This window comes from Mycobacterium sp. (assembly GCF_039583785.1).
Classification (GTDB): Bacteria; Actinomycetota; Actinomycetes; order Mycobacteriales; family Mycobacteriaceae; genus Mycobacterium.
In genome coordinates this window covers 22,488-41,509 of sequence record NZ_JAVKSG010000003.1, presented here as the reverse complement: position 1 = coordinate 41,509, position 19,022 = coordinate 22,488, and the positions used below count along the sequence as shown (strand labels likewise).

The 19,022-nt window shown below is 66.0% G+C and carries 17 protein-coding genes; 7 read left to right on the top strand and 10 right to left on the bottom strand.

Annotated elements, in window-relative coordinates; translation table 11 throughout:
• Positions 1–137 precede the first annotated feature (137 nt).
• The 5 genes from ABDV69_RS02950 to ABDV69_RS02930 all read left to right on the top strand — a co-directional run bounded on the left by ABDV69_RS02950 (position 138) and on the right by ABDV69_RS02930 (position 7,089).
• Positions 138–1,298, top strand: coding sequence for an acyl-CoA dehydrogenase family protein (locus ABDV69_RS02950; protein ID WP_343571849.1), 1,161 nt, complete (start codon positions 138–140; stop codon positions 1,296–1,298).
• 13 nt (positions 1,299–1,311) lie between these two features.
• On the top strand, positions 1,312–2,421 hold the full coding sequence (locus tag ABDV69_RS02945; RefSeq protein ID WP_343571848.1) for an acyl-CoA dehydrogenase family protein: 1,110 nt from the start codon (positions 1,312–1,314) through the stop codon (positions 2,419–2,421).
• 84 nt (positions 2,422–2,505) lie between these two features.
• A complete protein-coding gene (locus tag ABDV69_RS02940; RefSeq protein ID WP_343571847.1) occupies positions 2,506–3,555 on the top strand; it encodes a dihydrodipicolinate reductase in 1,050 nt (349 codons plus the stop codon).
• 205 nt (positions 3,556–3,760) lie between these two features.
• Positions 3,761–4,195 (top strand): MmpS family transport accessory protein, encoded by a 435-nt coding sequence (locus ABDV69_RS02935; RefSeq protein WP_343571938.1) that lies wholly within the window; start codon positions 3,761–3,763, stop codon positions 4,193–4,195.
• Positions 4,192–7,089 (top strand): MMPL family transporter, encoded by a 2,898-nt coding sequence (locus tag ABDV69_RS02930; RefSeq protein ID WP_343571846.1) that lies wholly within the window; start codon positions 4,192–4,194, stop codon positions 7,087–7,089. The genes ABDV69_RS02935 and ABDV69_RS02930 overlap by 4 nt, the downstream gene beginning before the upstream one ends.
• Here ABDV69_RS02930 and ABDV69_RS02925 read toward each other — a convergent pair.
• The 10 genes from ABDV69_RS02925 to ABDV69_RS02880 form a co-directional block, all read right to left on the bottom strand.
• Positions 7,086–7,919: a DegV family protein gene (locus tag ABDV69_RS02925; protein ID WP_343571845.1), complete on the bottom strand. Its 834-nt coding sequence runs from the start codon at positions 7,917–7,919 to the stop codon at positions 7,086–7,088. The genes ABDV69_RS02930 and ABDV69_RS02925 overlap by 4 nt on opposite strands.
• Before the next feature lie 4 nt (positions 7,920–7,923).
• Entirely contained in the window at positions 7,924–8,652 is a 729-nt protein-coding gene (octT, locus tag ABDV69_RS02920; RefSeq protein ID WP_343571844.1) for a diglucosylglycerate octanoyltransferase, read from the bottom strand.
• Entirely contained in the window at positions 8,642–9,322 is a 681-nt protein-coding gene (gpgP, locus tag ABDV69_RS02915) for a glucosyl-3-phosphoglycerate phosphatase (protein ID WP_343571843.1), read from the bottom strand. Before gpgP ends, octT begins: the two co-directional genes overlap by 11 nt.
• Positions 9,319–9,678 carry a ribosome silencing factor gene (rsfS, locus tag ABDV69_RS02910; RefSeq protein WP_343571842.1) on the bottom strand — a complete coding sequence of 120 codons (360 nt, stop codon included), beginning with the start codon at positions 9,676–9,678 and terminating at the stop codon, positions 9,319–9,321. Before rsfS ends, gpgP begins: the two co-directional genes overlap by 4 nt.
• Positions 9,675–10,280 (bottom strand): nicotinate-nucleotide adenylyltransferase, encoded by a 606-nt coding sequence (gene nadD / locus ABDV69_RS02905; protein WP_343571937.1) that lies wholly within the window; start codon positions 10,278–10,280, stop codon positions 9,675–9,677. Before nadD ends, rsfS begins: the two co-directional genes overlap by 4 nt.
• 139 nt (positions 10,281–10,419) lie before the next feature.
• A complete protein-coding gene (locus ABDV69_RS02900; RefSeq protein WP_343571841.1) occupies positions 10,420–11,862 on the bottom strand; it encodes a VWA domain-containing protein in 1,443 nt (480 codons plus the stop codon).
• Between the two features lie 7 nt (positions 11,863–11,869).
• Complete coding sequence (locus tag ABDV69_RS02895; protein ID WP_343571840.1) at positions 11,870–12,745, bottom strand: MoxR family ATPase; 876 nt, start codon at positions 12,743–12,745, stop codon at positions 11,870–11,872.
• A gap of 22 nt (positions 12,746–12,767) precedes the next feature.
• Positions 12,768–14,015 (bottom strand): glutamate-5-semialdehyde dehydrogenase, encoded by a 1,248-nt coding sequence (locus ABDV69_RS02890; protein ID WP_343571839.1) that lies wholly within the window; start codon positions 14,013–14,015, stop codon positions 12,768–12,770.
• Between the two features lie 21 nt (positions 14,016–14,036).
• Positions 14,037–15,440 carry a mechanosensitive ion channel family protein gene (locus ABDV69_RS02885; RefSeq protein WP_343571838.1) on the bottom strand — a complete coding sequence of 468 codons (1,404 nt, stop codon included), beginning with the start codon at positions 15,438–15,440 and terminating at the stop codon, positions 14,037–14,039.
• Positions 15,437–17,503 carry an adenylate/guanylate cyclase domain-containing protein gene (locus tag ABDV69_RS02880; protein WP_343571837.1) on the bottom strand — a complete coding sequence of 689 codons (2,067 nt, stop codon included), beginning with the start codon at positions 17,501–17,503 and terminating at the stop codon, positions 15,437–15,439. Before ABDV69_RS02880 ends, ABDV69_RS02885 begins: the two co-directional genes overlap by 4 nt.
• A gap of 311 nt (positions 17,504–17,814) precedes the next feature.
• Between ABDV69_RS02880 and ABDV69_RS02875 the strand changes: the two genes are divergently transcribed.
• Complete coding sequence (locus ABDV69_RS02875) at positions 17,815–18,672, top strand: PfkB family carbohydrate kinase (protein WP_343571836.1); 858 nt, start codon at positions 17,815–17,817, stop codon at positions 18,670–18,672.
• Between the two features lie 84 nt (positions 18,673–18,756).
• A complete protein-coding gene (locus ABDV69_RS02870) occupies positions 18,757–18,990 on the top strand; it encodes a hypothetical protein (protein WP_343571835.1) in 234 nt (77 codons plus the stop codon).
• Positions 18,991–19,022 lie beyond the last annotated feature (32 nt).

Genomic DNA, 19,022 nt, shown 5'->3' with positions numbered 1-19,022 from the left:
GGTGCTCCGCACGCTCCCGCTGTGGATCGGGTGGTGACTGTGCATGAACGATTCAGGATCGAGCCGCCTGACTGGTTGGTTGGGCAGCCGGATAACGTGCAGTATCAGGACCGTCTGACCTAGCAGAGGAGACTGCCGTGCAACTGGCGCTCACAAAGGACGAAGCTGCCTTCCGCGACGAGCTACGCGAGATTTACACGACGAAGATCCCCGCGGAGATCCGCCAGCGGACCCGCTCCGGGGAAGGCCTCGACCGCACCGACATCGCGACCAGCCAAAAGATTCTCAACGAGCACGGGCTGGCGGTACCCAGCTGGCCCGTCGAATGGGGCGGCAAGGACTGGACGCCGGCCCAGCACCAGATCTGGCTCGACGAGATGCAGTTGGCCTGCGTGCCCGAACCACTGAACTTCAACGCCAAGATGGTCGGCCCGGTGATCGCCGAGTTCGGCTCGCAGGAAATCAAACAGCGCTTCCTGCCGCCCACGGCGGCTCTGGACATCTGGTGGTGCCAGGGGTTCTCCGAGCCCGAAGCCGGCTCGGACCTGGCGTCGCTGCGCACCACCGCGATACGCGACGGCGACAGCTACGTCGTCAACGGGCAGAAGACCTGGACGACGCTCGGCCAATACGCCGATTGGATCTTCTGCCTGGTGCGCACCGATCCGCAGGCGCCCAAAAAGCAGGCCGGCATCTCTTTCCTGCTGATCGATCTGGACACTCCCGGTATCACGATGCGCCCGATCAAGTTGATCGACGGCAGCGTCGAGGTCAACGAGGTCTTCTTCGAAGACGTCCGGGTACCCGCCAATCAGCTTGTCGGAGAAGAGAATCAGGGCTGGAGCTACGCGAAATTCCTGCTGAGCAACGAGCGGACCGGCATCGCGCAGGTGGGCCGCACCAAGGTGCGGCTGGCCGACGTGAAGAAGCGTGCCACCGAAAGCGGCCTGCTCGATGATCCGCTGTTTGCGGCCCGGGTCGCCGAAGCCGAAAACGACCTACTGGCATTGGAACTCACCCAGATGCGGGTCGCGTCCGGATCGAAGGGCGGCAAGCCCAACCCGGCGTCGTCGGTGCTGAAGCTGCGCGGCAGCCAATTGCAGCAGATCGCCACCGAACTGCTCGTCGAGGTAGCCGGACCGGACTCGCTGCCGTTCGACGGCGGTGCCGACATCGCGTCTCCGTCGTGGGCGCAGGGCAGCGCGCCGCACTACCTGAACTACCGCAAGACGTCGATCTACGGCGGCAGCAACGAAGTTCAGCGCACCATCATCGCGTCGACCATTCTCGGCTTGTAAGGCAGGAACAGACATGGACTTTCAACTCAGCGAAGAACAGACGCTGCTGCGCGACACCACCCGCGACCTGCTGTCGCGGAGCTACGACGCCGAGAGCCGCATCAAGGCCGTCGACTCCGAACTGGGCTGGAACCGCGAAGTGTGGACGCAGCTGGCCGAAACCGGGATCCTCGGACTGGGATTCGACCCCGACGAGGCCGGGCAGATCGAGGTGATCACCGTGCTCACCGAAATCGGTCGCCGGCTGGCGCCCGAACCGGTCGTGCATGCGGCGCTGGGGCCCGGCGCCATCATCGCCGAGGTCGGCAACGACGCCCAGAAGGAATTGCTAGGCGAGGTCGCCGAGGGTCATCGGCTGCTGGCGTTCGCACACCTGGAGCCCGGCGCACGCGGCATGGCAGCCGACACGATCACGACAACGGCTGCGCAGCAGGGTGATTCGTGGGTCTTGACCGGAACCAAAAACCCGGTGCTGGCCGGCGACTCGGCCGACACCCTGGTCGTCAGCGCGAAGCTGCCCGGCGGCGGAGTGGGCCTGTTCCTGGTCGACAGCGAAGAGGTCACCCGTCACCCGTACCGCACCTTCGACGGCCAGCGCGGCGCGCAAATCGACCTGGACAACACACCGGGCGAACCGCTCGGCGACGCGGTCGACGCGTCGACGGCGATCCGCAACGGCCTGGTCCGCATCCAGTCCGCGATGTGCGCGGAGGCGGTCGGCGCGATGGAGGAAGCGCTGCGCCTGACGACCGATTACCTCAAGCAGCGCAAGCAGTTCGGCGTCACGCTGAACACCTTCCAGACGCTGACCCAGCGGTCGGCCGACATGTACGTGTCGCTGGAGTTGGCCCGCAGCATGAATCTCTACGCCGGGCTCTCGGTCGCCGACGGCAACTTCGACCCGGTGATCGCCGCGCGCGCCAAGCTACAGATCGGCCGCTCGGGCCGCCACATCAGCCAGGAGGCCATCCAGCTGCACGGCGGCATCGGAATGACAAACGAATACCCGGTCGGTCATTACGCGGCGCGGCTGACCGCGATCGACCACACTTTCGGGTCCGCGCAGGATCAGCTGCACGTGCTGATCGATCAGGTCGGCGACTACGAGGTCGTCACGCTCTGAGATCATGCCGAGCGGACGCAAAGTCGCACCCTGAGGCCTGAAATTCTGCGATTCTGCGTCTGCTCGCGATGAGAATGGAAGTCCATGGCAGCACCACTTCGCGTCATCCAGTGGACCACCGGCAATATCGGCCGACGCTCGCTGCACGCCATCATCGGCAGGCCGGACATGGAACTGATCGGCGTCTACGCCCACGGTCAGGACAAGGTCGGGTTGGACGCCGCTGATCTCGCCGGCTGGCCCGAGCCGACCGGGGTCACCGCCACCAACGACATCGAGGCACTGTTGGCACTGCGACCCGATGCGTGTTGCTACAACCCGCTGTGGCCCAGTGTCGACGAGCTGGTTCGACTGCTCGAGTCCGGCGTCAATGTGTGCACCAGCGCGGCCTGGATCACCGGCGGCAAGCAGACGCGTGCGGATCGGCAGCGCATCGAGCACGCGTGCGAGCGGGGCGGGTCCACGATTTTCGGCAGCGGCGCACACCCGGGGATGACGAATCTGGTCGGGATGGCGCTCAGCGGTTCGTGTGAGCGCGTCGACGAGATCCGGATCACCGAGTCGGTGGACTGCTCGACCTACGAGTCCGCAGAAACCCAGACCGCAATGGGCTTTTCGCAGGACCCGGAGACGCCCGGGTTGGCCGAGAAGGTGCGGCGCGAGAGCGAAGTCTTCGCCGAGTCGGCGGCGATGATGGCCGACGCGATCGGGGCGAAGCTGGACAAGATGACCTTCGACGTCACGTTCACCGCGGCCACCGGCGACTCGGACCTGGGCTTCATGAAGATCCCGGCCGGCACCGTGGGCAGCGTCTTCGGCTACCACCGCGGCTGGGTGGGCGACCACAACGTGGTCAGCGTCGGATTCAACTGGACCATGGGCGATCACGTGACGCCGCCGAAGCCGCTCGAGCACGGCCACGTCATTCAGGTATTCGGCGTACCCAACATGCGCACCGTGGTGCACTGTCTGCCGCCGAAGGACTGGACCGAGCCGGGATTCATGGGACTGGGCATGATCTACACCGCGATGCCGGTGACCAACGCGGTGCCCGCCGTAGTGGCGGCCGCGCCCGGGATCGTCACGCTGGCCGACCTACCGCCGGTCACCGGGCGCGCCGCCGCACTGTCATAGTGCGGACCCACACACAATTGTTTGAGCCAAGCAGAACGCGGGCGTCCCCTATCGTCTAGCATCCTTAGCCGAGCAAAGGTTCTGGGCCTGCTCTTCGGCGAAGCTGCCGCGGACACGTCCTTCCCGACCGCGGAATGGATCCGAAGCTCGACGCGTTCTCGGACAACGTTGCAGATGGGCGGCGGGAGGAGACCACGTGAAGGCGATGTCGATCAGCGCTGTGCTGAAACGCTTATGGATACCGCTGCTGCTCATTGTCGTGCTGTCGGTGTCCGCGCTCGCCGTGACGCGGTTGCACAAGGTGTTCGCTTCGCAGGATCTCAACGCGAATTCAGGGGGCGGCATCAAAATCGTGCAGTTCAACCCCAAAGTCGTGAAGTACGAGATTTTCGGAGCCCCCGGAACCACCGCCAACATCAACTATTGGGACGCCGACGCCAACACCCACCAGCTCAACAATGTGCCGCTGCCGTGGTCGGTCACCATTTCCACGACGCTGCCCACGGTGAGCGCGAACATCATGGCGCAGACCGACGGCGGCCAGATCGGTTGCCGCATCACCGTCGACGGCGAGTTGCGCGAGCACCAGAGTTCCGACGGGCACAACGCGCAGACCTTCTGCCTGGTGAAGTCCGCATGAGCAACCACGAAGCCAAACCCGCCGACACCAAGCCGCACCGACCGTTCCTCCCGCACACCATCCGGATCTTCGCGATTCCGATCATCGTGGCCTGGGTCGCCGTCACCGTCATCGTCAACGTTGCGGTCCCGACGCTGGAAGTCGTCGGCGAAGCGCACTCCGCGCCGATGGCTCCCCTGGACGCACCGTCGATGAAGGCGATGATGCGGATGGGGCACAACTTCCACGAGTTCGACTCCAACAGCACGGTGATGGTCGTGGTGGAAAGCCAGCAGCCGCTTGGCGACGCCGCCCACAAGTACTACGACGACATCGTGCGCAAACTGCGCCAGGACACCAAGCACGTCCAGCATATCCAGGACTTCTGGGGAGACCGGTTCACCGCGGCGGGCGCCCAGAGCGCCGACGCCAAGGGCTCCTACGTCCAGGTCAACATCGCCGGTAATCAGGGCACCACGGAGGCCAACAATTCCGTCGAGGCGGTCCGCAAGGTCGTCGACGAAGAAAAGGCCCCGCCCGGGGTGCAGGCCTATGTGACCGGACCGGCGGCGCTCTCCGATGACATGCACGTCATCGGCAACGACAGCCTGGCCACGATCACGCTGTTCACCCTCGGCGCGATCGCGATCATGCTGCTGCTGGTCTACCGATCGATCGTGACCACGCTGATCCAGCTTTTCATGACGTTCGTGGCGCTGGCGTGTGCGCGGGGAATCGTTGCGGTACTCGCCTACAACGACGCTTTCGGGCTCACCACATTCGCGGCCAACATCCTGACGATGCTGGCGATCGCGGCCGGAACGGACTACGGCATCTTCCTCGTCGGGCGTTACCAAGAAGCACGCCGCGAGGGCGAAGACCGCGAAACCGCTTACTACACGACATTTAAGAGCGTAGCTCCGGTCGTGCTGGGATCTGGGCTGACCATCGCCGGCGCCACCTACTGCCTGAGCTTCGCCCGACTGCCCTGGTTCTCCACGATGGGCGCGCCGGTGGCCATCGGCATGCTGGTCGTGGTTGCGGCCGGCCTGACGCTCGGCCCCGCCGTCGTATTCATCGGCAGCAGGTTCGGGCTGTTCGAGAAGAAGGGGCAGGCCCGCGGCAGGCTGTGGCGGCGGGTCGGCACGGCGGTCGTGCGTTGGCCTGCACCAATTTTCGCGATCAGTCTGGCAGTCGTCCTGGTCGGAATGGTCGCGTTGCCCGGATTCAAGACGAGCTACAACGACCGGCACTACCTACCCGAGACGGCGCCGTCCAACATCGGCTACGCCGCCGCGGATCGGCACTTCTCCGAGGCCAGGATGAACCCGGACCTGCTGATGATCGAGGCCGACCACGACATGCGCAACACCGCCGACATGCTGGTGTTGGACAAGGTCGCCAAGAACGAGATCCGCACCCTCGGCATCGCGATGATCCAGGACATCACCCGGCCGCTGGGAATTCCCATCCAGCACAGCTCGATTCCGTTCCAGAACAGCATCCAGAGCCAGACGACCATGCAGAACATGGATTTCCTCAAAGACAGAATGAAAGACATTCTGAAGATGGCCGACGAGATGCAGATCATGATCGACGTGACGGAACGCCAGGCCAAGGTCACCCATGATCTGGCGAGCGCTGCGCTCGACAGCGCGAAAACCACCCAGGAAACCTCGGAGATCACCGACACGCTGCGCGACCACATCGCGGACTTCGAAGACTTCTACCGGCCAATCAGAAGCTACTTCTACTGGGATAAGCACTGCTACGACATCCCGGTGTGTATCTCGTTTCGGTCGTTGTTCGACTCGATCGACGGCTTCGACCAACTCGCCGAAAAATTCCACCAGCTCTCCGGCGACATCATGCGCACCGCACAGGCCTCCCACGAGTTGGAGCAGCTGATCCCGATCATGCTGGAAACCTTGAAGACAACGCACGGCCTGACGTTGACCATGTATCAGACGTTCAAGGCGATGATCGACCAGATGGAGGCGATGAGCAACACCTCCATCGTGATGGGGCAGAGCTTCGACAAGTCGCAGAACGACGACTTCTTCTACCTCCCGCCGGAGGCGTTCTCCAACCCGGAGTTCATCCGGGGCGTCAAGATGTTCTTCTCCCCCGACGGACGCTCGGTGCGATTCTTCATCACTCACCAGGGCGACCCGATGACGCCGGAGGGCATCGACCGGGTGGGCGCGGAGCGCACCGCTGCCCAAGAAGGGCTGAAGCAATCCTCGCTCTCGGACGCCAAGGTCTATCTCGGTGGCACCGCCGCGACGTTCCGCGACATGGCCGACGGTGAGAAGTACGACCTGATGATCGCGGTCATCTCGGCGCTGACGCTGATCTTCATGATCATGCTGCTGCTCACCCGAAGCGTGGTGGCGGCACTGGTGATCGTCGGAACCGCGAGCAGTTCGATCGCCGCGTCGTTCGGCCTGTCGGTGTTGATCTGGCAGGACCTGTTCGGCATACAGATCCACTGGATCGTCCTGGCGCTGTCGGTCATCATCCTGTTGGCGGTCGGCTCCGACTACAACCTGCTGCTGGTGTCACGATTCAAAGAGGAGATACACGCCGGGCTCAAGACCGGATACATCCGGTCGATGGCCGGCACCGGCGCGGTGGTGACGTCGGCGGGTCTGGTGTTCGCCTTCACAATGGCCGCGATGCTGGGCAGTGAGTTGACGGTGCTCGGCCAGTTCGGCTCGACGGTCTGCATCGGCCTGCTACTCGACACCCTGGTGGTGCGAACGCTGTTCATGCCGTCGCTGGCGACGCTGCTCGGCCGCTGGTTCTGGTGGCCGCTGGTGGTCCATCCCCGCGGCGACCACGCCAAGCCCAAGCCACCGCCGCCGGTCACCGACGAAGCGCACACCGCGCCGCTGGCGGTGCAGAGGTCTTAGTCGGCCAACTCCACACACACCCCCAGCGCGCCGGCGCCGACGTGTAGCGCCAGCACCGGGCCCAGGCCGGTCACGATCGCCGGTTCGCCGCCGGGTAGCCGCTCGGCCAATTCGGCGGCCAAGCTGTGTGCGCCATCGGGGTTGCCGACGTGATGCACCGCGATCCAGGCGTGCCGCTCGCCGACGATCTCGACGACGCGCTCGACCATTGTCGCGACCGCTTTGCTGGCCGTCCGAACCCGTTGCGCCAGAACCAATTTGCCGTCGTCAATGCGCAGCAGCGGCTTGAGCGAAAGCTTCGTGCCCAGCCATGCGCCGGCGCCGCCGATGCGTCCGCTGCGGCGCAGGTTGTCCAGCTGATGCACGACGATGAAGCCGTGATTGCGCTGGATGGCGGCCGCGGCGACCGCGGCGACCCCGTCCAGGTCGGTGCCGCCGGCGGCGGCCCGCGCCGCCGCCAAGGCGATGAACCCGGTGTTCATTGCAGTGAATTTCGAGTCGAGAACCCTTATCCCCGAGCCGATTTCAGCGGCCGTCGCTTCGGCTGCCCGGTGCGTTCCGGACAGCGCGTTGGACAGATGCACGGCGACCACACCGTCGCCGCCGCTGTCAGCCAGTGCCTGCCGGTAGACCTCGGCCAACTCGGCCGGGGTGGCGGCCGCCGTGGTGGCCTGGCCGTACTCGTAGACGTTGTCCGGGATGTCGTCCACGCCGTCGCGAAGATCGGTGTCGTCGAGCAGGATGTGCAGCGGGACTTGACGTATCCCCCACTGCCGGCGCAACTCGTCGGGAAGGCGTGCCGACGAATCGGTGACGACGATGACGGACACGAACTCAGCTGTCGACTCTGACGCCGGCCTCGGCCAGCGCCTTGAGCATCAGTTCCGCGACCGCCCGGTGCGCCGCGAAGTTCCAGTGAATGCCGTCCGGATTGCCCCGACCGTTCATCACCTCGTCGGCGACCGCGGCTTTCAAGTCGACCAGTGCAACGTCGTGCTCGTCGGCCCACGCGGTGATCGCCGCAACGGTGCCTGCCCTCCCGTGGTGCGCCTTGCCATACGCCTCGGCGATGTGCACCGACGGCAACGACGCCACCATCGGGATGCCCGGTCGGTTGAAATCGATTGCGCCACGGGCATCTTCGAGATACGCGACGGACAGGCGCGGCGGTAGCGCGGCTCGCGACACCGGCGACAGCCGCGGCTGCACCCATCCGTAGCCGTCCCGAACCCAGCGCCGCAGCCACGGCGGACGCACGTAACGGATGAGCTCGCGCAGCGCGGTCGGCAACGGCGAGGGCAACGAGTCCATGCCGCTGGTTGCGAACACCACCGCGCCGGCCCGGGGCAGCGCCGCCCAGGCCCGCGGGTCCTGGGTGGCCGCCCACCAGATATCCCGGCACGTCCACCCGATGCGGCCGATCAGCTCCAAATCCCAACCCAGTTCGGCTACGACGAGATTGGGCCAGATGCGCGGGTCATCTGCCGGCAGGCCACCGGTCGGGCCGTAGTAGGCCAGCGAGTCGGCGAAGACCAGCAGGGTCGGGCGCGGCTCAGAGGACATCGCCCGCAACCTGTGCCGATGCGTTCCACACGTCGAGCCGCCACCGGATGGCGTCGAAATCGTCGGCCGCAGCGCCGGACTCGGTGTGCCCGGACAGCTGCGTCCAACTCGCATTGCCCATGCCCCCCAACACCGGCCAGTTTCCGACCGGCAGCCGCAGCAACGCCGCGGTCAGCGCGGCGATCAGGCCGCCGTGGGTGACCAGCACGACCGGCCGCACCGGTTCGTCGTCGGCGCCCCACTCGGCCTCGCCGGCGACCAGCTCGGCGACCAACGGCACGCCGCGCGCGGCGACGTCGACCCGGTCCTCCCCGCCGTGCGGTGCCCACGTGGCGTTGTCGCGCCACGCCAACCGGGCACCCGGCGCTGTTGTGTCGATCTCGGCGTGGGTCATGCCCTGCCAGTCACCGAGGTGGGTTTCGCGCAGGCGGTCGTCGGCCCGTACCCGCAGCCCGGTGCGTTCCTGCAACGCAACCGCGGTGTCGTAGGCGCGGCGTAGATCCGAGGACACGATGAGCACCGGCTGATGCTTGGCGAGCGCCTCGGCCGCGGCCACCGCTTGTGCGCGGCCCAGTTCGGTCAACTCGGTGTCGAGTTGGCCCTGCATCCGGCTGCCGACATTGAACGCGGTCTGGCCGTGCCGCAACATCACCAGCCGACGGATGGTCATGACACGTCCACCGCCACCACGGGACAATCCCGCCACAGCCGGTCGAGGGCGTAGAAGTCGCGTTCGTCCTGATGCTGGATGTGCACCACGATGTCGACGTAGTCCAGCAACGTCCAGCGGCCCTCGCGGGTGCCTTCCCGGCGGGCGGGCTTGTATCCCGCCGCGCGCATCTTCTCCTCGACCTCGTCGACGATCGCGTTGACCTGACGCTCGTTGGACGCCGACGCGATCACGAAGCAGTCGGTGATGACCAGCTGATCGGAGACGTCGATGACGACGACGTCGTCGGCGAGCTTCGAGGCGGCCGCGCGCGCTGCGACTGCCGCCATGTCGATGGCCTCGGGCGCGGCGGTCACGCTTCCTCCCCCGGTTTGCGGTAGAGACCGGTCTTGGAGATGTATTGCACGACGCCGTCGGGCATCAGGTACCACAGCGGGCGGCCTTGCCCGGCGCGCATTCGGCAGTCGGTGGAAGAGATTGCCAGGGCCGGGATTTCGACGAGTGACAGCGCGTCCTCGGGGAAGCCCTCGAGCACACCGGCGAGATGCTCGCTGCCGAGCTCGTAGCCGGGACGGCTGACGCCGACGAACCGTGCCGCGGCGAACAGCTCGTCGAGGTCCTGCCAGGACAGGATGGACGCCAGCGCGTCGGCGCCGGTGATGAAGTAGAGGTCGGAGTCCGGGTTGAGCGACTGCAGATCCCGCAGGGTGTCCTTGGTGTAGGTCGGGCCGCCGCGGTCGATGTCGACCCGGCTGACCGCGAAGCGCGGGTTGGCCGCGGTGGCGATCACCGTCATCAGGTAGCGGTCTTCGCCGGCGCTGACCTCGCGGCCTTTCAGCCAGGGTTGGCCGGTGGGGACGAACACCACCTCGTCGAGGTCGAATCGGTCAGCGACCTCGCTGGCGGCAACCAGGTGTCCGTTGTGGATGGGATCGAACGTCCCACCCATGACTCCCAGCCGACGCGTTTGCACGGTTTGCCAGCTTACTTGAGCGCGTTGGAGCGGGGCGGCGGCCGCGAACGTAACGCCACGGCGCAAAACCGCGGACAACGTCGCAGTGACGTTACGCTCGTTCTCTGCGCCGGTTGCCCACCGGCTAAACCGGCAAAAGCTGGTCGATCACCGCGGCCAGCTGCTTGGCGGAGCGGCACTCGTGCATGGTGATCACCTCTTGGTAGCGCGGCACCGCCGAGTCGCCGCTGCCCCACAGGTGCTTGGGCTCGGGGTTGAGCCAGTGTGCGTGCCGGCTGGCGGTCACCATGTGTGACAGCACGTCGGTGGCCGGGTCGCGGTAGTTCGTCCGCCCGTCGCCCAGCACCAGCAGCGAGCTGCGCGGCGAGAGCACGTTCGGGTGGGCCTGAATGAACGAGACGAACGCGTTGCCGTAATCGCTGTGACCGTCGCGGGTGTAGACCGAGGCTTCGCGGGTGATCCGTTGGATCGCGACGGCCAGGTCGGCGTCCGGGCCGAACATGTGGGTGACCTCGTCGCTGGTGTCGATGAACGCGAACACCCGCACCCGAGAGAACTGCTGGCGCAGCGCGTGCACCAGCAGCAGGGTGAAGTGGCTGAACCCGGCGACCGAGCCGGACACATCGCACAACACCACCAGCTCGGGGCGCGCTGGGCGCGGCTTGCGCAGCACCAGGTCGATCGGCACGCCGCCGGTGGACATCGACTTGCGCAGCGTCTTGCGCAGGTCGATCGCACCCGCGCGGGCGCGACGTCGGCGCGCGGCCAGCCGGGTCGCCAGCGTGCGGGCCAGTGGTTGCACGACGCGCCGCATGGAGCGCAACTGCTCACCCGAGGCGCGCAGGAACTCGACGTTCTCGGATAGCTGTGGGATGCCGTACATCTGGACGTGCTCGCGGCCGAGCTGCTCGGCGGTACGTCGTTTGGTCTCGGCGTCGACCATCTTTCGGAGCTGAGTGATCCGCTGCGCGGCAAGCGCTTTGGCGATCTCCTCCTGGGTCGGCGTGGGCTCGTCACCGTACGGGGCGAGCAGCCCGGCCAGCAGCTTGCCCTCCAGCTCGTCGAGTGCCATCGATTTGAGCGCCTGATACGACGAGTACGACGGTCCGCGGCTGGAGTTGTATTTGCCGTAGGCGTCTACGATCTGGGCGATCATCGCCACCAGCCGGTCGTCCATCTCGGCGAGATCGGGGTTCTCGGTGAGCAGGTCGAGCAGCATCCGGCGCATCGCCTCGACATCGTCGGGCGGCAGCTGCATCGCGGGGTCGATGGCGTCTTCTTCGGTGACCGCGGCTCGTGTACCCAAGGCGGCCGGCCACCACAGGTCAAACATCGCGTCATAGGTTTCGCGGTGCTCGGGCCGTCGCAGCACCGCGCACGCCAGACCCTCGCGCAGGATCTCGCGGTCGCCGAGACCCAGGACGCCCATCACCCGGCCGGCGTCCACCGTTTCAGACGGCCCGACCGAGATACCTTGTCCGCGAAGCGCTTCGACGAACCCGACCAGGTGACCCGGCAGACCATGCGGGGCCAGCGGCTGGCTGGGGCGGACGCGACGGACGGCCATCAGCTGCTCAGTTCAGCCGCAGTTCGGAAGTGGCGCGCTGCTGATCGGACTGGTGCTTGAGCACCACACCCAACGTGGCGGCGATCGTCGCGTCGTCGATGGTGTCCATACCGAGCGCGAGCACGGTCCGTCCCCAGTCGATGGTCTCGGCCACCGACGGCAGCTTCTTGAGTTGCATGCCCCGCAGCACACCGATGATGCGGACCATCTCCTGAGCGATGTGGTCAGGCAGCTCGGGAACCCGGGACAACAGGATCCGGCGTTCCAGCTCCGGGCTGGGAAAGTCGATGTGCAGGAACAGGCAGCGTCGTTTGAGGGCTTCGGACAATTCGCGGGTGGCGTTGGAGGTCAGCACCGTGAACGGGCGGCGCTGGGCGCTGATGGTGCCCAATTCCGGCACGGTGACAGCGAAGTCGGACAGCACCTCCAGCAGCAGTCCTTCGATTTCGATGTCGGCCTTGTCGGTTTCGTCGATCAGCAGCACGGTCGGCTCGGTGCGCCGGATCGCGGTCAGCAGTGGCCGGGACAGCAGAAATTCCTCGGTGAAGACGTCGGTCTTGGTCTGATCCCAGTTATCGGAGCCGGATTGAATACGAAGTATCTGCTTGGCGTGGTTCCACTCGTAGAGCGCGCGGGCCTCGTCGACACCTTCGTAGCACTGCAGGCGGACCAAGCCGGATCCAGTCGCCTGCGCCACGGCGCGCGCGAGTTCCGTCTTGCCGACTCCGGCAGGTCCTTCGACAAGTAGCGGCTTGCCGAGCCGGTCGGCCAGGAAAACCGCAGTGGCGGTAGCCTTGTCGATCAGATAGCCGGTTTCGGCCAACCGCCGTTCGACGTCGTCGATGTCGACGAACAGCGGCGCAGGCCGCGCAGGCACACTCACGTCTTCGTTCTCCTCAGCGATGTCAGGCCGGACGGGTCTGGCCGTCTCCCCAGCCGATCCACTTGGTCGAGGTCAGTTCGGCGAGCCCCATCGGGCCGCGGGCGTGCAGCTTCTGGGTGGAGATGCCGATCTCGGCGCCGAACCCGAACTGCTCACCGTCGGTGAAGCTCGTCGAGGCGTTCACCATCACCGCGGCCGCGTCGACACCCTCGGTAAAGCGTTGCGCCGCCGCCATGTTCGACGTGACAATGGCCTCGGTATGCCCGGTGCCATATTCGTTGATATGGGCAATGGCGGCGTCGACACCGTCGACAACTGCGACGGCGATCTCCATCTCCAGGTATTCGCGGCGCAGGTGGTCGTCGTCGGGGTCCAGATGAACGGTCACGCCGGCGTCCTGCAGAGCGTTGATCAGTCGCGGCATGGCCTGCTCGGCGACCGCCCGGTCGACCAGCAGCGTTTCGGCCGCGTTGCACACGCTGGGGCGACGGGTCTTGGAGTTCAACAGGATTCGTTCAGCCATGTCGAGGTCGGTGGCATCGTGCACGTAGACGTGGCAGTTGCCGACTCCGGTCTCGATGGTCGGCACCTGCGAGTCGCGGACCACCGCGTCGATCAAACCGGCTCCCCCGCGCGGGATCACCACGTCGACCAGTCCGCGGGCCTGGATCAGATGCGTGACCGACGAGCGGTCGGCCGACTGGATCAGTTGTGCGGCATCGACGGGCAGGTCCTCGCTGCGCAACGCGTCGCGCAGCACGGCGACCAGTGCCTCGTTGGAGTGCGCGGCGGACGCGCTGCCACGCAGCAGCGCGGCATTGCCGGATTTGAGCGTCAGACCGAACGCGTCGACGGTGACGTTGGGCCGGCCCTCGTAGATGATCCCGACCACACCGAACGGGACGCGTTGCTGACGCAGGGCCAGCCCGTTGGGCAGCGTGTAGCCGCGCAGCACCTCGCCGACCGGGTCGGGAAGGCCGGCGACCTGACGCAGTCCGGCGGCGATGCCCTGGACGCGCTTGCGGTCCAGCGCCAGCCGGTCGAGCATGGCGGCCGGCGTGTTGGCCGCCCGGGCCGAGTCCAGATCCTCGGCGTTGGCGGCCAGGATCCGCTCGGTATTGGCCACCAGCGCGTCCGCGGCGACGTGCAGCGCGTGATCCTTGGCGACCGTCGGCAGTGCGGCCAGCACGCGAGCCGCCACCCTGGCCCGGCGCGCCGCCTCATGCACCTGCTGGCGCACGTCGGTCGCCGAGTGGGCATGGACGCTCATTGACCCAGGGTAGCGGGCAATCTAGCGCCGGGTGGAGACGGCCCCGATCGGCGAAGACTCACTGCGGCGGTCCTCGATGATCCGACCCAATTCCCGCAACAGCAAAGGTGTCCGGAGCACGAGATCTTCGATGTGCTCGCGATCGATCTCGAGCGCGGTCACTTCCTCCAGCGCGTACGCGCCGGCCAGGCTAGGCTGCCGGGTCAGCGAGCTCAACCCGAGGAACGAACCTTCCTCCAAAAGGCTCAGCGGAGTCACCGAGCCGTCGTCGCCGGTCGTGGTCCGCCGAATGCTGCCCTTGATCAAAAACGTCATCGCCGTGGGCACTTCGCCGGCGTACTGCACTATTTCGTCGGTGCCGTAGCGAACCATCCTGGCGTGTGGGATCAGCGATTGCTGGTCGGTGTGGCTCAGCCGCAGCGCGGGCGCCACCACGTCCCGCATCGCCAGCTGGACCCGCGCCAGCGTGGAGAAGTCGTCGCTCACGCCGTCGAGATGCAGCCCCTCGCGCCGGGCCGCGTACCAGATCCACCGCAGGAAGGTCGCTTTCGCGGCGCCGTCGTCGGCGGGCGACTTCAACGCGATGCTGACCTGATACTCCCCCGAACCACCGGCCGACGATGTCGGCACCACATCGCTTATGCGTTGCGGCAACGCGCTCGCCGTCCGCACCAGCAGAAGACGCACGCGGTCGGGCGGATCGGCGAGTGCGAACGTGACGCCGATCGACAGCGTGTGTGCGCCGGGCGGGCGACTCATGTTGGTGAACGACATGGCGGCCAGCACCGAGTTCGGCGTGATCTGCAAACCGTGCCCGGTCTGGATGTGAACCGCGCGCCAATTCACTTCCACGATGCGTCCGCGGGCGGTCGGTGTGTCCAGCCAGTCTCCGATCCGGAACGGCTGCTCGAACAACATGAACAGCCCGGACACGACCTGGCCGACGGAGTTCTGCAGCATCAGGCCGATCACCACCGACGTCACGCCGAGTGCGGTGAACAGGCCCCCGACGCGCACCCCCCAGACGTAGGAGAAGATCATCGCAAGACCGACCGCGATCAGCAAAAACCTTGTGACATCGCGGAATATCGTCGGCACCCGTTTACGCCACGAGCCCTCCGGCGCTCCCTCGAACACCGTGGCGTTGAGCCCCGACAGCACCAGGAGCAGCACCACGAAGCCGAATACCGTCGCCAGCACCCGCACCGAGTCGACGTGCGCGGGCACCTGTGCCACCTTGACCACCAGCACGAGCAGCGCGGCCAGTGGTACCAGATAGCTGCGCAGCACGTTGACCGGCAGTGCCAGAGCGCTCTGTCTGCGCGCCAAAAACTGGTGCCATTCGGTGAAACCGATCAGCAGCAGCGGTAGCCCGATGACCAGCCCGATAGCCCAGTACAACCACACCGGATCGAGGACGGTCATTTGCGGTCCGTCAATCGCCAGATCGGCTGTTCGGCGCCGTTGACCGTGACGGTCCCCGCAGCGCTGAACTGTCGGATGTCGCGCATCACCTCGTAGACGTCGGTGGTGACGAAAACCCCGGACTCGGTTGCGCCGCTACGCATCTGGTGAGCCAGACTGACCGCCGTGCCCCACATGTCATAAATGACACTGGATCTGCCGACCAGTCCGCTGATCACGTCGCCGGTGTTGACGCCGGCCCGGATGCTCAGGTGGTAGCCCTTCCCGCTGTTGAACCGCTCGATGATGCGCTGCATCTCCACGGCGAAATCGATGGTTCGGGGCACGCTGTCCAGCCGCGGCACGTTGAGTCCGCAGCTGGCGAGATAACCGTTGTGCACGGTGCGAATAGGTTCGACGCCAAGGGCTTCGGCGGTCGAATCGAGCTCACGCATGAGTTCGTCGATGACCCCGACCAACTCTTCGCCGGACATGCCGTTGGAGATCTCGTCGAGGCCGATGATGTCGGCGAAGATCACGGTCACATCCTGGTGCTCCTGCGCGATGGTTTGCTCGCCGTCGCGATAACGCTGCACGACCGTTTCAGGCATCAGCGAGAGCAGCAGCCGGTCGTTTTCCTCGCGCTGTTCGGTGAGCAGCCCCTCCTTGATCTCCAGATTGCGGCTCATTGCGTTGAAAGCGGCTGTCAGATCGCCGATTTCGTCGTTCGTGGTGACCGGTATCGAGACGTCGTAATTACCGGCGCTGATCTCTTCCGCGCCAGCCCGCAGCCGCCGGATGGGTCCCACGAATTTCTGGGCGATCAGCAGCGCGAGCACGCACAGCACGAAAACCAGCACCGCGGCGGTGACCACCAATGTGCGAGTGAAGGACGCTATTCGCGAGTAGGCCTCTTCGCTGTCCCGAGTGGCCAGAATCGACCAGCGTAGATCCGAATTCGCGATAGCCACCGGGGCGTACGCGGCGAGTTCGTGGTCGCCCAGGTAGCCGGTATCCATGACCGTTCCGCTCTGCCCGCGTTGCGCGGCTCGGAACGCGTTGGTCTCGACGGGCTGCACCAGCGTGGTGCCGTGCCACCGGATTGCCTTGGCGACGATGTCGGCCGGCGTCCCGGCCGCCACCGCGTCGCGCTGGTATTTGTCGGGGTCTTGCAGGAACAGCCGCGAATCGGACCGCATCAGGCCGTCCGGGCCGGCCAGGTACGTCTCCGCTGTTGATCCCATGCCGGCGGCTTTCCAGTGCTGGTCGGCGGTCATGATCCGGTTGACCTTCGAGATCGGCAGCGGGAGCGCCATCACCCCGTCCGTCTTGCCCGGCGCGCCTATCGGCGACACCAGCCACGCAATGGGCATTCCGCCGGATGCCTGAAACGGCTGGAAATCGGTGATCCAGACAAAATCGACCGAGTCGGAGGACATTGCCTTCTCGTAGGCGCTACGCAAGTTCGACGCGCGATATGGGCCGTTGAGGATGTTGGTACCCAGAGCGGGACCTTTGTTGACGCTGTAGACCACATTGCCGCGGGTGTCGAGCAGCATCACATCGCGATATTCGAAGCGGGTCGCAATCTCGCGAAAGTAGCTGTTGAAGCGTGCGTTCGCCGCCGACCATGCGCTGCCGTCGCCCGCGTCTTCCGGCGGGGCCGCGCTGCCCGCCGACGGAAGTGTGTAGCGAAGTTGGAGGTATCGTTGGGCGTTGCTGCTCGGCAACAACGCAGCGATGTCCAGTTTCTGGCCGGTAGTCTGCTGGATCGGTTTGACCAGCTTGTCGGTGTAGTACTGCTCCAACGCTCGTTGTTGCCCGGGATCGGTTGGTGCGTCCTGTAATTGGTCGAACCCGGCGGCGAATGCCTGGATCGCTTCGTCAGCAGTGAGCCCGCGACTGTAGATCGCCAGCGAGTTCGACAGGTCGGCGAACAACATCTCGATCGCCCGCTTCTGCCCCTCGCGCAACTGGGTCATGCGCTCGGCTGCGATGGGCAGCAACGTGTGTCGGCCGGAGACGTAGGCGACGCCGCAGATGACCGCCAGCGACGCCAGACTGGAAACCAGCAGCAGCACCATAATTTTGGATTGGATGCTCAGTTTGGGCAGCCGCCCTCGGTGATGACGCCTGCCAATTGTGAACCGCACCGGTTGATTGTCCGGTGCGGGATCAACTGAGCCCTGCGGCGTCAATCGGCGTCCTTTCGCTGTCTGATGACCCCGCTCCTTACCGGGGCCGTACCGGCCCGCATCGTCACCGGCGGCACCGGGCTAAAAAGCCCAGATCACGCAGCAGAATAACGCCTCCCGAGAGGCGAAATGAGATTTGCCCGAAACCGTTATCAACACGACGTTTGTGCATCCGGTCAGTTCTCCATACCGTCGGCACAATGATGCGGGTGTGTGTGGTGGGCAGCGTGAATATGGATACCGGGTTTGATGTCGCGAATCTGCCCCGCCCGGGTGAGACGGCATTGGCGGTATCGGTGCGCTCGGCACCGGGCGGCAAGGGCGCCAATCAGGCGGTAGCCGCGGCGCGCGCGGGCGCTGACGTGCAGTTCGTCGGCGCCGTCGGCGATGACGAGGCGGCAGCACAATTACGCGCGCACCTCGACGGGAACGGCGTCGGCACCGACGGCCTGATCACCGTGCCCGGGCGCAGCGGCAGCGCTGCCGTGATCGTCGACGCGGCCGGCGAGAACATCATCGTCGTCGCGCCGGAAGCCAACCGGCGGCTGACGCTGGACTCGGCGACGACCCGGCGGATGGTCGCGGACAGTGATGTGTTGTTGCTGCAGTTGGAGATTCCACTCACCACGGCGATCGCGGCGGCTCGCGAAGCGCACGCGGCCGGGGTGACCGTCATCCTCAATGCCTCACCCACGGGCGGCGACGCCGACGAGCTGGCCCGGCTGGCGGAAGTGACCGATGTGTTGGTCGTCAACGAAACTGAGGCCGCGCAATGGGTTTGGCCCGTTCCACACAAGGTCACCACGCTCGGCGCCCGGGGCGCGGGCTACGCTGGCGAGGGCTCGGACTTCACCGTGGCCGCGCCCGAGGTGGCTGCGCTTGACACCTCCGGCGCCGGTGACGTGTTCGCGGGAGTGCTGGCGGCCAACTGGGGCGACGGCCGCGACCGGGCGATACAGCGAGCCTGCGCCGCCGGCGCGCTCGCGACGCTGGTGCCCGGCGCCGGCGACTGCGCGCCGTCCGCCGCCGCGATCGATAAGGCAACGCGGCCGGGCTGATTCGTCACCGCGGATCGCGGCGCACGTCGTGGGCGAGCACGAAGCCGTCGCCGGTGTGCAGCACGCGACTACGGTGGGACGACAATGCCCGCGGCGGACAGCAACTCGTACACTGGCCTCCGTCGCGGTGCCGACGCGGTCAACACGTCGGTGAGATCGGCCGGCAGCCAGGCCTCGGTGATCATCAATGGCTCACAAGTTCTTCGCTCGCTGCGCCCCCTCCAGATGTGCAGCATCTCTGCGTCGATGTTCAGCGCCCCGCCGATCACCGTGGGCGGTGGCCGGGTGTCGGATTCGACGACGTCTACCGACCTCTGACGAGAAGATTCACGTGAGGTGCTGACGACGAC

What these genes read in the sequence shown, in the direction of transcription:
- ABDV69_RS02945 (WP_343571848.1), top strand. Translation starts at nt 1,312, where the DNA reads ATGGACTTTCAACTCAGCGAAGAACAGACGCTGCTGCGCGACACCACC.
- ABDV69_RS02940 (WP_343571847.1), top strand. Translation starts at nt 2,506, where the DNA reads ATGGCAGCACCACTTCGCGTCATCCAGTGGACCACCGGCAATATCGGC.
- ABDV69_RS02935 (WP_343571938.1), top strand. Translation starts at nt 3,761, where the DNA reads ATGTCGATCAGCGCTGTGCTGAAACGCTTATGGATACCGCTGCTGCTC.
- ABDV69_RS02930 (WP_343571846.1), top strand. Translation starts at nt 4,192, where the DNA reads ATGAGCAACCACGAAGCCAAACCCGCCGACACCAAGCCGCACCGACCG.
- octT (WP_343571844.1), bottom strand. Translation starts at nt 8,652, where the DNA reads ATGTCCTCTGAGCCGCGCCCGACCCTGCTGGTCTTCGCCGACTCGCTG.
- gpgP (WP_343571843.1), bottom strand. Translation starts at nt 9,322, where the DNA reads ATGACCATCCGTCGGCTGGTGATGTTGCGGCACGGCCAGACCGCGTTC.
- ABDV69_RS02900 (WP_343571841.1), bottom strand. Translation starts at nt 11,862, where the DNA reads ATGGCCGTCCGTCGCGTCCGCCCCAGCCAGCCGCTGGCCCCGCATGGT.
- ABDV69_RS02890 (WP_343571839.1), bottom strand. Translation starts at nt 14,015, where the DNA reads ATGAGCGTCCATGCCCACTCGGCGACCGACGTGCGCCAGCAGGTGCAT.
- ABDV69_RS02885 (WP_343571838.1), bottom strand. Translation starts at nt 15,440, where the DNA reads ATGACCGTCCTCGATCCGGTGTGGTTGTACTGGGCTATCGGGCTGGTC.
- ABDV69_RS02880 (WP_343571837.1), bottom strand. Translation starts at nt 17,503, where the DNA reads ATGGTGCTGCTGCTGGTTTCCAGTCTGGCGTCGCTGGCGGTCATCTGC.
- ABDV69_RS02875 (WP_343571836.1), top strand. Translation starts at nt 17,815, where the DNA reads ATGATGCGGGTGTGTGTGGTGGGCAGCGTGAATATGGATACCGGGTTT.
- ABDV69_RS02870 (WP_343571835.1), top strand. Translation starts at nt 18,757, where the DNA reads ATGCCCGCGGCGGACAGCAACTCGTACACTGGCCTCCGTCGCGGTGCC.